This is a genomic window from Sandaracinaceae bacterium, assembly GCA_016706685.1.
In the GTDB taxonomy this organism is placed as follows: Bacteria; Myxococcota_A; Polyangia; order Polyangiales; family Houyiibacteriaceae; genus JADJJE01.
This window is the reverse complement of sequence record JADJJE010000036.1, coordinates 19,515-32,523: the sequence shown is the minus strand read 5'-3', so window position 1 is coordinate 32,523 and position 13,009 is coordinate 19,515. Positions and strand designations below refer to the sequence as shown.

11 protein-coding genes are annotated in these 13,009 nt (G+C 69.4%); 7 read left to right on the top strand and 4 right to left on the bottom strand.

Features of this window, described 5'->3' with window-relative positions; all coding sequences use genetic code 11:
• Position 1 precedes the first annotated feature (1 nt).
• From IPI43_28315 to IPI43_28285, 7 genes are all read left to right on the top strand, one after another.
• Positions 2-1,231, top strand: a complete 1,230-nt coding sequence (locus IPI43_28315) for a hypothetical protein (protein MBK7777973.1) — start codon at positions 2-4, stop codon at positions 1,229-1,231.
• Positions 1,216-2,400, top strand: coding sequence for an AAA family ATPase (locus tag IPI43_28310; protein MBK7777972.1), 1,185 nt, complete (start codon positions 1,216-1,218; stop codon positions 2,398-2,400). Before IPI43_28315 ends, IPI43_28310 begins: the two co-directional genes overlap by 16 nt.
• A gap of 9 nt (positions 2,401-2,409) precedes the next feature.
• Complete coding sequence (locus IPI43_28305; GenBank protein MBK7777971.1) at positions 2,410-3,960, top strand: hypothetical protein; 1,551 nt, start codon at positions 2,410-2,412, stop codon at positions 3,958-3,960.
• Positions 3,960-5,735: a HEAT repeat domain-containing protein gene (locus IPI43_28300; GenBank protein MBK7777970.1), complete on the top strand. Its 1,776-nt coding sequence runs from the start codon at positions 3,960-3,962 to the stop codon at positions 5,733-5,735. Before IPI43_28305 ends, IPI43_28300 begins: the two co-directional genes overlap by 1 nt.
• Positions 5,736-6,049: 314 nt before the next feature.
• Positions 6,050-6,469: a hypothetical protein gene (locus IPI43_28295; GenBank protein ID MBK7777969.1), complete on the top strand. Its 420-nt coding sequence runs from the start codon at positions 6,050-6,052 to the stop codon at positions 6,467-6,469.
• On the top strand, positions 6,432-6,671 hold the full coding sequence (locus IPI43_28290) for a putative metal-binding motif-containing protein (protein MBK7777968.1): 240 nt from the start codon (positions 6,432-6,434) through the stop codon (positions 6,669-6,671). The genes IPI43_28295 and IPI43_28290 overlap by 38 nt, the downstream gene beginning before the upstream one ends.
• Positions 6,634-8,055: a putative metal-binding motif-containing protein gene (locus IPI43_28285; GenBank protein ID MBK7777967.1), complete on the top strand. Its 1,422-nt coding sequence runs from the start codon at positions 6,634-6,636 to the stop codon at positions 8,053-8,055. The genes IPI43_28290 and IPI43_28285 overlap by 38 nt, the downstream gene beginning before the upstream one ends.
• Positions 8,056-8,492: 437 nt before the next feature.
• Here the strand turns inward: IPI43_28285 and IPI43_28280 are convergent, their stop codons facing one another.
• The 4 genes from IPI43_28280 to IPI43_28265 form a co-directional block, all read right to left on the bottom strand.
• A complete protein-coding gene (locus tag IPI43_28280) occupies positions 8,493-8,696 on the bottom strand; it encodes a hypothetical protein (GenBank protein MBK7777966.1) in 204 nt (67 codons plus the stop codon).
• A gap of 161 nt (positions 8,697-8,857) precedes the next feature.
• On the bottom strand, positions 8,858-9,148 hold the full coding sequence (locus IPI43_28275; GenBank protein ID MBK7777965.1) for a hypothetical protein: 291 nt from the start codon (positions 9,146-9,148) through the stop codon (positions 8,858-8,860).
• A gap of 721 nt (positions 9,149-9,869) precedes the next feature.
• Positions 9,870-11,180, bottom strand: a complete 1,311-nt coding sequence (locus IPI43_28270; GenBank protein MBK7777964.1) for a DUF4215 domain-containing protein — start codon at positions 11,178-11,180, stop codon at positions 9,870-9,872.
• A gap of 14 nt (positions 11,181-11,194) precedes the next feature.
• A complete protein-coding gene (locus IPI43_28265; GenBank protein MBK7777963.1) occupies positions 11,195-12,937 on the bottom strand; it encodes a hypothetical protein in 1,743 nt (580 codons plus the stop codon).
• Between the last annotated feature and the right edge of the window lie 72 nt (positions 12,938-13,009).

The window sequence follows — 13,009 nt, the reverse complement described above, 5'->3', positions numbered from 1 at the left end:
CATGGCGGGGGGCCTCGACGACAAGGCGCTGCGCTTGGACGACAAGACGCTCCGCGTCTTCGGGGAGCTGTTCCACGGGTTCTCGGTGGGCTGGCTCTCGCCGCTCATGAGCGGTGGCGTCGCCAAGGCCACGCGCGCGCTGCCGCCGCATGCGCTCGACACGTTCGCGCACAGCCGCCCCACGGACATGGACGCGGACCGGCGGCTCTACGAGGCGTTCCACCGCATCGCCGCGCAGGTCGCGCCCGTGGGCACCCTGCCCTATCCGGACCGCGGCACGTGGGCGCTGGCCATGGCCGCGCACAACCTGGCCACGCTCACCGACCCGCTGCTGGACGCGGCCTTTCGGCGCTCCTCGCGTGCCGTGGTGCGCGGCTGGGCCGACCAGCTGATCGAGGCCGCCGGCGAGCCCATGACGCGCGGCGAGGCGCTGCTGCGGCACGCGCTGCTGCTGCGCGTGACGGCGCTGCAGCGTGAGGACCGCGTCATCAAGAACTGGGCCTACACCTACCGCTACTGGGGCCGACAGGCGCCCGCCAACGTGGTGGCGCTGCCCAGGGTGCGCTTCGTGCGCGAGACCGTGTCGCAGACGCCGCTCTCGTCGTTCTGGTCGGCGCCGGACCTCGACGAGGACATGGCGGGCCTGCACCAGAGCATGCAGCGGCTGGCCGCGCGCTCGCCGCTCACCGCGCTGCTGGGCCTCGGGGACACGCCGGACTTTCGCTTCACGTCCACCATGCTGGCCGTGCTCAGCGACCCGGCCTTGCGTCACGGCGTGGCGCATCACCTGGTGCGCACGGGCCTCGGCACCGCCGCGGCGCGCATTGGGGCCGCCTTGCGTGAGCTCACCGCCGTGGGTGCGCCCCCCGCGCTGCTGGGCACCGCCACCGCGTTCGTCATGGAGACCGCCATGATGGCCGCGCTCGACCGGCAGGCCAGTGAGGCGGCGCCCAACTGCAGCGACATGGACGCGCGCCTCTTCTGGGCCGTGCTGCCCGAGGCGCTCGGTGGCCACGACGCGCTCGACCCGCTCGAGGTGGTGCCGCCCAGCGACCGCCGCCGCCTGGGGGAGTGGGCCGTGACCGTGGCCGCGCAGCTGGACCCCGACACCGCGCACCTCGCGCACACCCTCTTTCAGCGCGTGGCCCTGCCGCTCACCGCCACGCAGCCCGCCTCTGGCCCTGCTGCCTCCGTTGTCGCTTCCGTTGCCTCTGTATGGAGCCCCTCGTGACCCAAGACGCCCAGACTCTCCGCCGCCTCACCCAAGTCGCCCAGCGCCTCGAGGCCACCTTCCTCGGCAAGAGCGAGACCATCCGCCTGATGCTCATCGCCATCGTGGCCGGTGAGCACATGGTGCTGGTGGGCCCGCCCGGCACCGCCAAGAGCGCCATCATCCGGCTCTTCGCGAAGCTGGTTCAGGCCAAGTACTTCGAGTACCTGCTCACGCGCTTCACGGAGCCCAACGAGATCTTCGGGCCCATCGACATCCAGGCCTTCCGCGACGGCGCCTACAAGCGGCGCACCGAGGGCATGATGCCGGAGTCGGAGATCGTGTTCCTGGACGAGGTCTTCAAGGCCAACAGCGCCATCCTCAACTCGCTGCTGAGCGTGCTGAACGAGCGCGTGTACACCGTGGGCGCCGACGTGGTGAAGGTGCCGCTCATGAGCGCGTTCGCGGCCTCCAACGAGGTGCCCAACGACGAGAACCTGATGGCGGTGTTCGACCGCTTCCTGCTGCGCGTACACAGCGACAACCTGGATAGCTACCACTTCCACGACCTGTTGCTGAAGGGCGTGGCGCACGAGGTGGGCAAGATCGACGGCAGCTACGACCGCCTGCAGCCGCTCTTGAGCGCGGCCGACCTGCACGCGCTGCACGCGGGCTTCGCGCCGCGCATGAACTTCACAGAGGACTTCCTGGCGGCCTACAAGGGGCTGGTCTTCCAGATCCGCAGCGAGGGCGTGTCGCTCTCCGACCGCCGCGCCATCAAGATGCTGAAGCTGTTCGCGGCGAGCGCGGCGCTCGACGGGCGCCCCACGGCAGACCCGAGCGACTTCTTCGTGCTCAAGCACACGTGGAACAACCTGGACCAGGCCGAGATCCTGGACGGCGTGGTGGGCCCCGTGCTCGAAGCCTGGTACCGCGAACACCCCGAGGCGCGCCGCTTCGGCGCCACGGACGTGGGCATCGACGCGCTGGTCGCCGAGCTGAACCGCATCCGCGACCTGCTCACCTCCGACCGGCCCATGAGCGACATCCAGCTCTTCAGTCACCTGAAGGCCCTCAACGAGATCAAGGCCGCGCTCGAGAGCCTGGGCACCAAGCCCGCGCGCGACGCGCTCACCCGGGTGGAGCAGCTGCTGGGGCACGTGTTCCAGAGCGGCAAGTTCGCGCAGTAAAGGCACCGCGTGAGCCTCTTGCCACAGCATCGCGAAGGGCCCGTGGGCCGTCAGCTCGGGGGGCTCTTGCTGAGCCTCGTGCGGCACGACAACGCCATGCTCTCGCTGCGCGCGGCGCAGTGGCACCGCACGCTCAGCCGCGTGGGGGTGGAGGTGCCGTTCTGGGCGGTGCACGACATCGGCATGCTGGCGCTGCTGGCCCCCGCCGACGTGCTCATCGAGCCGCGCGCGGCGCTGGGCTCCATGGGGCTGACCCAGCCGCAGCTGGCGGCGCTCACCACGCTCACCAACACGCTGCGCGAGATCGGCGAGTGCGAGGTCATGGAGAAGGCGCGGCAGTGGCGCCTCGAGGACCCGCTGCTGGCGGTCATCTTGCTGAAGGTGCTGGCGCCGCTGTTCGAGCGCTTCGCCACGCCCACCGAGCGGCGTGAGCCCACCGCGCTGCCGCTCGACGCCGAGGTGTATGCCGCGCTCGAGCCGGAGCTGCCGGCCCTGTGGCGCAGCGCGGACCGCAGCGTGGACCTCGCGTTCCTCGAGTACCTGGCCCGCTCCAGCCTGCGGCTGGTCACGTCGTTCGAGCAGATCGACCTCGACACGCTGCGCCTGGTGGGCATGTTCGGCGCGGGCAGCGGGGCCAACGGCACCGAGAACATGCTGGACCTGCTGGGCGTGTTCGAGAGCCCCGAGGCCAACGACGTGGTGAACTTCTCGCTGGATCTCTTGCCCAGCGTGCTCGAGACCAAGCGCGCGGCCGGCTCGCAGAGCTTCAGCGTGGACGGCTACTCCGGCGTGCAGCGCCGCGGCACCATCGACTCCTTGGTGCTGTCCGAGCTGGCCTTCGACCCGGACCTGTTCGTGCGCCGCTTCGTGGAGAACGAGGTCTTCTACTACGCGCGCGAGAAGGAGAACGACCAGGAGCGGCGCCTGCACTACATCCTAGTGGACGCCAGCGCCTCCATGCGCGGGCAGCGCGCCACGTTTGCGCGGGGCCTGGCGCTCACGCTCATCAAGAAGCTCTCGCTGCGCGGCGAGGACGTCTACTTCCGCTTCTTCGACTCGCGGCTGTACGACGTGCAGCGCACGCGCCCCGGGCGCACGGACGACCACGGCGGCATCAGCGTGCCCTACCTGCTGCGCTTCAAGGGCGAGCACGGGCGCAACTACGCGAAGGTCTTCGGGCTGCTGGCCAACGAGCTGTCGCGCCTCGAGCGGCGTGAGCGCCGCACGCCCATGGTGTACCTGCTCACGCACGCGGAGTGCCACGTGCCGCTCGAGACCATCGAGAACATGCGGCGCGTGGCGAAGCTCTACGGCGTGTTCATGCTGCCCTCCACGGGCAAGCTGGAGCTCGACTACCTGCACCGCTTGCACACCGTGCAGGTGGTGGACGAGCAGGCGCTGCGCCTCAAGGATCAGCGTGCCAAGCGGGCGCTCGACATCGTGGAGGACGCCGCGCGCGAGAGCCTGGTGCCGGGTGCCCCCAGCGGCCCGCACGGCGGCGGCGGCGGGTCCAGCACCACCAGCCTGATGACCAGCCCACGCGCGGGAGGCCGGCGCTGATGGACGCGCGCGAGGCGCACCGCAGGACCACCGAGCAGCTGGACGCGGGCAACGCGCAGGGAGCGCTGGTGCCGCTGTGGGCGCTGCTGAGCCGCAGCCACATGAGCGACGAGGAGCTGCGCACGGGGCTGGCGCTGGCGGACCGCGCGTACACGGCGCTCGGGCGCAAGCGCGCGGTGGCCACGCTGCGCATGTTCCGGGGCGACCTGGCCGGCGCCCAGAGCCTGGTGCAGGACGCGCCGCTCGACCGAGCGCGCCTGCGCGTGATGGGCAAGGACCCTGTGCAGGCCGCGCGCGCCTTCGAGGAGGCGGGCTGGCTGGGCCACGCCGCCATCCAGCAAGAGAACGCCGGCGACCTGCGCACGGCGCGCCTGCTGTGGGAGCGGCTCACGCAAGACCCGCGGCTGCGGCAGAACCTCTACATCCTGGGCCTGGTGCGCTTCAACCTGAGCCGCGCCTGTCAGCAGCTGGAGGACCACGCCGCCGCGCGCCGCGAGCGCGTGCTCAGCATGCAGGCCATCGAGGCGGCGGCCGACGGATTCGAGACCATCGGGCAGCGCGAGCGCGCGTTCGACTGCTACCAGGTGCTGCTCAACATCGGCAAGGAGGGCGCGTTCGAGAACCTGGCCGAGGGCTACCTGGGCTGCATCCGCATCCTCACGGCCGACCACCTCAAGTACTACGTGCTCCAGTACTTCGAAGATTTTGCCAAGCTGGCCGTGGAGCGCGGTGAGCTGCACACGGCGGCCACCCTGCTGCGCGAGGCCGCGCAGTTCTGCCGGCGCAACCGCCTGCCGTACGAGGCGCACTACCGCCAGCGCGGCGCGCAAACGCAAGAGCAGGCGGCCACCAAGCTGCTCGAGGACGGCGGCATGCCCGAGATGGCGGAGAACGCGTTCTCGGCGGCCATCGACGGCTACAACGACCTCGGCCTCTACTCGAGCGTGCGCGGGGTCTACCAGCGCCTGGCCGCGCTGCCGCTGCCCGAGAAGCGGCGCGCCCGCTATGCGCGCCTGGCCGAGCGGCTGAGCGGGATGCCCGACGAGCCGCTCAACGCGGTGGGCTTCCCGGACTACCTGCGCATGGACACGGCCTACCCCGAGATCTGGCGCTTGGACGTCATCGAGTGGGAGCAGGCCGGCGACGCCGTCGAGACCATGGGCCAGGTGCTGGAAGACCCGAAGACGCCCGACTACATCCGGCGCCACGCGCTGCTGTGCCGGCTGCGGCAGCTGGGCGAGGTGAATGGCGCCACCCCGGCTGCCCTCATCGCGCTGGCCGAGAGCCTGGGCCGCGTGGGCATCTACGCGTGCCTCGCACCGCTCGAGACCATGGTGGAGCACGAAGACCCATCGGTGCGCGCCGCGGTGCTGCGCGCCGTGCGCCAGCTGTACTTCAAGCGCTCGTTCGTGCTGGTGATGCGCGGGTTGGCGGACCCCGACGCGAGCGTGCGCCAAGAGGCCCTGGCGGCGGTGAGCACGCTGCACTTCGGGCACGCGTTCGATCCGCTGCAGCGCATCTTCCGAGACTCGCAAGACGCCGCCGTGCGCAGCGCTGCGCTCGGGGCGATTGGCAAGATCCCGAACCTCGAGGCCGCCGAGCTGCTGCTCGAGGTGCTCTCGCACGGGACCCCGGCGGAGCGCCAGCAGGCGGGGGACTTGCTCAAGCGCGCCGACCACCCCGACGTGCTGGCCATGCTGCAGCGCGCGCACGGGGACGAGACGGGCGAGATGAAGGGGCGCATCGCGCAGGTGCTGCAGGCGCGGGGGCGGTGAAGTCCAAGAATCCCTGACTGGGGGCCTTGCGGGAGGGAGTCCCGAGGCGCTCCCCCAACCGTTCGGACCGCACCTCCACCGAGTTCCTCCGTTCGGGGGATACCGCAGGCACCCCCGAGGCAGCCAGAGTCGGGCACGCACACCGTGCCACTTCGGAGCGAGGTGCGCGTGCCCGCTCACGGGACGCAAGGGAGCAGTCAGCATGAGGACCCCATCCACACGACTCGCTGGAGTCGGACTCTACGCCTCCATGACATTGGCCACGCTGTTCGCGGCTGTGGCGGCGATGCCACGCCGATGACGGACGACGCGGGGTGACGCTGTGCACAGCGAACACGGACTGCGACGACGGAGTGTTCTGCAACGGTGCCGAGCGTTGCATGCCGAGCAGCACGGCAGCGGGCGCAGATGGCTGCGTGGTGGGTGTGGCACCGTGCATCGCGAACATGACGTGTGACGAGGCGGCCGACACCTGCGGCACGGCCTGCACCGACGGCGACATGGACGGTGATGGCCACGACGCCGTGGCCTGCGGTGGCGACGACTGCGACGATACGGACGCGGACCGCTTCCCGGGAAACCCCGAGACCTGCGATGACGGCGCGCGGGCGGGCAGCACGACGAGGATCGCGACGCCGCCACGTTCGGCACTACGGACCGCGACGGCGACGGCGAGGTGGCTCCAGCTGCTGCAACATGGGCACCAGCGGACCGAACTGCGGCACGGACTGTGACGACACCACCATCCGCCGGCGCTCTGGGCAAGTGGAGTTCTGCGACAGCACCGACAACGACTGCGACGGCAGACCGATGAAGAGACGCAGGACGTGCCCTGGTATCCCGAGCCCATACCGATGGCGACGGCTCGACGGGCACGGCCACGGTCAGCTGCACGCCGGTGGCGGGCCACAGCCTGGCGGCGACCGACTGCGATGACGCGAGCGCGCAGGAGCACCCGGCGCAGCTCGATATCTGCGACCTGAGCGACAACAACTGCAACACCACCGTGGACGAGCTCCCGATTTGCGACGTCGTCCAGTTCGTCGGTGCTGCGGGCGGCACGCTGACCGCCACCGCCACGGGCGGCGGCACCATCCGTGTAGAGATCCCCGCAGGCGCGCTGGGCAGCAGTTCACCGACTCCATCGGTGAACTTCACCCGCGCACGTTGCCCGACTTGGGTGCGGTCGTCCTTCGTGGGGCGCCCCGTGGTCATCAGCCCGGTTGAACAGGTCTTCACCATCCCAGCGAATGTGACGCTCCCGGCGGCAGGCCAGAACCTCGTGGTGCTGCGGCTCGATGACGAAGACGACACCACCTGGGAAGTGGTGGAGGCCACGTTCACGGGCGGCCAGGCGCTCTTCGGAGCCGACAGCGGCGGCATCTACGTGGTGGTCACGAAGACCTGCACGGCCTCTACCGAGACCTGCGACAGCGTGGACAACGACTGCGACTGGCTCGTGGATGAAGAGGGGGTGTGCAGTTCCAGCGAGACGCTTGCCGAACGCATCGTGGGTTGGTGGAACTACTGCGACGAGTTCGAGGTGCAAGCGCCCACCACGCAGCTCATCCAGTCGGCCTGCGCCAACGCAGAAGAGAGCTTCATGTGGTTCGCTGCTGATGGCACGAGCGGAGGTTTCTCTAACAGCGAGTGCCGGGGCTTTGGTCCGTGGTCGACCCCGACCGAGTCGACCGTGAGCCTTCACGAGTGCGAGGGAACCGCCAACGCGCAGATCGAGACGTACTCCCTCGTCTACTTCGACGGCGCAGACGAAGAGTATCTGATCCTGGTATGGGGGTCCGGGTCCGAGACGGAATACGAAGTGCTCCGACGCATAGCATCACCACCCAGTTCCTGTGCTGGCACACCCTACGTGCCAGACCTGTTTGAATGCGGTCCGGTCATCGGTGCCCCCTGCGCCACTGACTGGCACGTGGTCGGCAACGCGTGCGTGTTGTGCCCCTCCAACTCCACGAACGAAGCTGGAGATGACCCGACGGGTGCGAATACAGCGTGCGGATGCCGTCAGGACTCGCATGTCATCGACGGGGAGTGCGTCTTCTGTGACGTCGACTCCATGAACCCGGCCGGCGACGACCCCGCGGGCGGCGATACGGTCTGCGAAGAAGTCGTCTGCGGCGATGACACCTGCCATTGGTCCGAAGACGGTGCCTGTGAGGAGGACTGCCGCGGTACCTGCGGCGACCAGACGTGCAGTTGGTGGGAGGTGTGGGATGCGCCGTGCATGGAGGACTGCTGCGGCAACGGTCAGTGCATCGGATCGGAGAACTCAACGTCCTGCCCCTCAGACTGCGAGTGACCCAGTCGCGACCTGCCTCCTGTGGCCGACGGTGGGAACCGCCACCCAGCTGTGGCTGGCGCTGGGGCGCACGCACCCCGAGTAATAGGCTGCCTGCCGTGAAGAGCCGCTACACCGAGACCGATGCCGCCGAGTTTTGTAGAGGTCCATCCCGTTGCCGGTGGTGAGCGTCACGTAGATCGCGTCATCACCGGCAAGTCCAACAACGGCAAGAGCCACGTTCTCGAGGCGCCCGCGAGCAGGGCGTAGTGTTACCGAGCACGCCCCGCGATGGGCCTCGCGTCACGGAGTCTGATGGGCGACGCGTGATGCGCGCCGCCGGCCACGCCGGCGATGTCCATCGCGTCGTCGCGCATGGACGCGCGACGCGTGATGGCCACCATCTGGGTGACGCGCTTTGCGCGGCGGGATGATGGCCATCACGGGTCTGCATTCTGTCAGGCGATGGGGTCGTTGAGGTGGTCCCCGAGGACCTTGCCGACGATGGAGCGGTCGACGATGCGGACCTTGCGGGCGGCGGCGTGGCGGAGGGCGTTGGTGGCGAGGCGGTCGATGTCGCGGAGGCGACCGGAGGAGGCCTCGTGGAGGATGGCGATGGCGTCGCTCGAGAAGGGGCTACCGTCCCCGCCGACGGCGCGCACGCGGTACTCGATGTACTGCGCAGTGTCCTCGGGGCTCCTGCAACGCCGTCTACCCCGAGCCCGGAGCGAGGGTGAAATGACCGACACGCCTCGAGACCCATCGCGAACTCGCGCAGGCCACTGCCATCATGCCCACTGCTCAGCAGGGGCGGGGATCGGCATCAGCAGACGTGCTCGCTAACACCTAGGCGGTCGTCCGCTACGCGCGCTGCGTCGACCTGCTCGATGACCTCCACGCCGACCTCGCCGACGGCACCTATCCGAAGCGCCTCAAGGGGTGGGCACGCGCAGACCTCCGCGTCGTCGACGACGTCGGCCTCGGCCAAGTGAAGAAACGCGGCGACGAGCCCACGGCTGCCCACTTGCCCCACTTTCGTGTCAGGAGCGCCCAATCGCCGAGGGAGGGGGTCGACGTCGTGGACCGCTCCGAACAGTGTCGGGGCATCCGTCACCGCCGCTTCGATCGACGGCCCTCGATGGAGCCGCCAGACTAGACTGACTAGACTGCCCTGGCGCGCTGCTCAGTTCTTAAACGGGCCGTTAGTACTCAAACGTTGCCCACGCTCTTGCCCTGACGAGCTGTCCCCTGCACCAGCGCCGGTCGTCTGGGAACCCACGAGAGCCACGCTCGACACGGTAACCAGTCGCATGCGCCGCACTGTTGAGGTAGCGAAGATGACGATACTCAAGAAGCACATCGCGCATGAACGCTTGATGTTCTGGTGAAGAACCCGCCTCGCGATCGCCGGGTCGTTGCACCCGCTGACTCCACTCCAGCTCCCTCTTCAGCTCACGCTCCACGCGTAGAGTGCGTGACCCACTACGCGATTGTGTGATGGTTCCTTCCGGAAGATCTTCCTCGACCATGTCGCGTTCGAAGTCCTCACTGTCTGTCCAATACTCGTTCTCAGCCGTGTTGTCTGGCATCGTTGGCATCGTTGTATCTTCACCTTTCTGAGTCGCTCAGTGATCACGATCGACTCAGCAACATCATCGCGATGCTTGCCGAAAGTCGAAATCCCCCGAAAGGGGGACGTGGGGGGCGTGACCGAGTTGACCCACGTGACCAGCAGTCGCTGAGGTGTATGGGTCTCCGCACGCCGAGTTGCGAACGCTGGCTTCGCAGCGACTTCTCCCTCAGAGTCAACTGCGTGCGACGCCCGTCGCACCCGCTCAAGGCGCCGCAAAGCTCGCCCGGTCCGCGCTGAACCCGAACGCCACCGACCACCCGTCATCGAAGTCGAACACGCAGTTCGGATCCTCGATCACCGTCCCGTCGCCCTCCACGCAGCCCACCACCACCGGCAGGCATCGATCCGTGGGGACCCCCGCCACGACCAGCGACTCGAGCCCGTCGCCATCCAAGTCCACGTCCACCGGCACGGCCACGAACCCGAGCCTGCGCCCGCCCGCGACCAGGTCGGTCATGCTGATCAGGCGGTCGATGGGACCGCACGGCACGGCCTGCTCGGGGCCAGGCGAAGCGAAGAGGTCTTGCGCAGTGGCCAGCGCGCTCGCTTCGATCACACCACACAGGGTCGCCTCGATGCGAGTGGGCTCGAAGATGTCGGGATACGCTCGCACGCGGAACTGGGCGCGCTGGAGGGGCTGGTCCACGATCACGGCCCCCCCCGCTTGGAGGCGGATGGCTGCGGGGTCCGACACGATCACGTCGCCCACCACACGCGCGTGGGCGTAGTCGAAGTCGCCCGCGGCGGGCGTGACCTGACGCAGCAGCGGGTCGGTGACCGTGGCGTCCACCAGGCCAACGCGGAACGGACTGCCGCCAGCGGCCGGGACGAACCCGCTCAGGGCGAAGACGGGGCGCTGCTCCACGTCGCGGAACTCGTCATCCAGGTAGGCGTTCCATGCAAACGCGGTGGTGGTGAACGCGCGCCCGATGGCGTTCTGCGGCGCGCCGGCCGCGTTGAAGTCGCAGCCCGCGGACGCCAGCGTGAGGAACTCGAGGTCGTCCAGCAGGTAGACTGACTCGGGCGTGCACCCGCCCGAGCACCCGTCCCACGAGGCCGCGTTGCCATCATCGCAGCCCTCGTTGGCGGCCAACTCGCCGTCGCCGCACCCAACCGTGGGCGCACACGCAACACAGGCGCCGTCACCGTCGCAGGCCTCGGCAGGGGCATCCACCGCGCCGTCTCCGCACACCTCCTCCTCGCACGACGCGCGGCAGCCATCGCCGTTGCGCCGGTTGCCGTCGTCGCACGCTTCTTCCCCCTCGATGACGCCGTTGCCGCACAGCGCGGCCCACTGGCACGCGTCGCAGCCGTCTGCGCCTTCGTGGTTGGCGTCATCGCAGCTCTCGCCCTGCTCCAAGATGCCGTCGCCGCAGCCCATGGCCTCCGGGGGCAGCCCCTCGAGCGTCCAGTCGAACGGCGGCCCCGCGTCGAGTGGCCCCGCATCCGGCGTGGCAGAGCCCCGGCTGCAGCCGTGCAGGAGCACCATGAGCGCTGCGCTGAACGCGAGCATGCGCGGTGCACACCTCATGGCGCGCTCCCCCCGAACACCAGGTCGGCCCAGCCGGCGCCTGAACGCACGGGAGCGCTCGAGTACCCAGGCTCTCCGGGCAGCAGCTCGCCAAAGTAGTAGACACGCAGCGGAAGCCCGCCCATGTCGAGCGCCGGAGCGTCGCCCTCGGGGAGCGCAGGCGCCTGCGGAACGATCAGCCCGTGACTCACGCGGAAGCGGTCGAACGTGCCCGTGGTGCCGGAGGGCTCCACCAGCGGATCCACGGTGTTCACCCGCGCACCCTCGCCCTCCGCGACCCTCAGCACATGCGCGGCGATGGCATCCGGGTTCGCGCCGGGCCCCAGCACGATGGCCTCGTGACCCACCCGCGTGGCACTCAGGGGTGCGTTCGTGGCCCACGTGGGCAGCTCCCAGTCAAAGCGCGCCACCACCTGGTACGACTCGGGCAGGCCGGTGGCCGACGCGAGCTCCACCAGCTCCAGCTGGTCCGAGTCGGCAGCGGGCGACCCCAGCAGCCACAAGCGCCGCTCGCCACCTTCAGCGCCAGGGACGAAGTCGAAGCCCACCACCTGCGCCGCTGAGAGCGCCACCAGCGAAGACACGCTCACGGGCTCCGACTCGCGGAACACGTCACACGTGTCCGAGGCGAAGAACCGCAGGCCTCCCGTGTCCGCGTCCAGTCGGACCCCCTCGAAGCGCTCGAACGTGGGCACCCACGCCATGCCCACGGTCCCGGCGCGAATGGGGGAGCGCGACCCACTCCAGCGAGACCCGTCCCTCGAGCGGTAGGCTTGCTCGGCCAACACCACGCAGCGCGTGCCGTTGCCTTCGGCCGCCGCGCGCAGAGCCGCCGAGTTGATGAGCGGTGACGCGAACGACCGCCCGCACGTGTCGAACGAGTCGCGCGCCGCCGAGAGCTGCCCGAGGCGAAGGTACGCGGAGCCCTCGCCACGGGACTCGAAGCGCACGAACAACGGCTCGTCGAGCGGCAGGGTGGGCGAAAACGGGAGTCGCTCGGTTGCCCGGTCGTCGAGGCCTTCGAGGTGCCACGCGCCGTTCGCTCCCACCAAGTCGTACTCCCACACCTGGTAGCCTTGGTCGGGGTGAGTGATCTCCAGCACCGGCGTGCGGGCACCGTCGGCCGCCTCGACCCACGCCTCGAGCTCGCGGAACACTGGGGTGCGGAGTGTGGCGGCCACCACCTCACCCAGGCGCTCCGAGACGAGGCTGATGCGCAGCTCGGCACCGGCCCGCAGCTCTACCGCCACGTTGATGCCCATGGCATCGATGGTGCCGCGGAGCGGGAGCCGCGACTCCATGAACTCGCCGGGAAAGAGGCGGATCAAGTCCGCGAACTCCGAGTAGGGTCTGAACAAGACGACATCGCCCGAGGTCACCCAGTCGGGCCCCGGAAACGCCTCGGTGGCGGTGCGCCGCCACGACTCGATGCGCCCGCCCGGCACGAACGCGCAGCGCTCCGCCAGCATGGGGCTGCCCCAGCACTCGGCGTCGGCCGCGTCCACCAGTGCGACCCCATCCGGCGAGTCACCGTCGTTGTCGCGTCCGTCAGAGCACTGCTGTTCGGCCTCGGGGCACGACCCGTCGCAGGACTCGTCCTCGCAGTCGAAGACCCCGTCGAAGTCGTCGTCCACGCCATTCGAGCAGAGGGCGATGGACGACTCGGAAGCCGCCTCGGGGAAGCCGAAGATGGCCGTGCAGCCCGCGCCCAACGGGGCGACCGTGGCCAACAGAGTCATCAGAAGTCCTGGCCTCCCACAGCTTCGAGTCATCGCGCCCGGAGAGTACCTCAGCCCGTGTCACCGCGCCTC

Bases quoted from the DNA above. Each gene is read 5' to 3' on its own strand.
- IPI43_28300 (MBK7777970.1), top strand. From the start codon at position 3,960: ATGGACGCGCGCGAGGCGCACCGCAGGACCACCGAGCAGCTGGACGCG.
- IPI43_28310 (MBK7777972.1), top strand. From the start codon at position 1,216: ATGGAGCCCCTCGTGACCCAAGACGCCCAGACTCTCCGCCGCCTCACC.
- IPI43_28315 (MBK7777973.1), top strand. From the start codon at position 2: ATGGCGGGGGGCCTCGACGACAAGGCGCTGCGCTTGGACGACAAGACG.
- IPI43_28290 (MBK7777968.1), top strand. From the start codon at position 6,432: ATGGGCACCAGCGGACCGAACTGCGGCACGGACTGTGACGACACCACC.
- IPI43_28265 (MBK7777963.1), bottom strand. From the start codon at position 12,937: ATGACTCTGTTGGCCACGGTCGCCCCGTTGGGCGCGGGCTGCACGGCC.
- IPI43_28270 (MBK7777964.1), bottom strand. From the start codon at position 11,180: ATGCTCGCGTTCAGCGCAGCGCTCATGGTGCTCCTGCACGGCTGCAGC.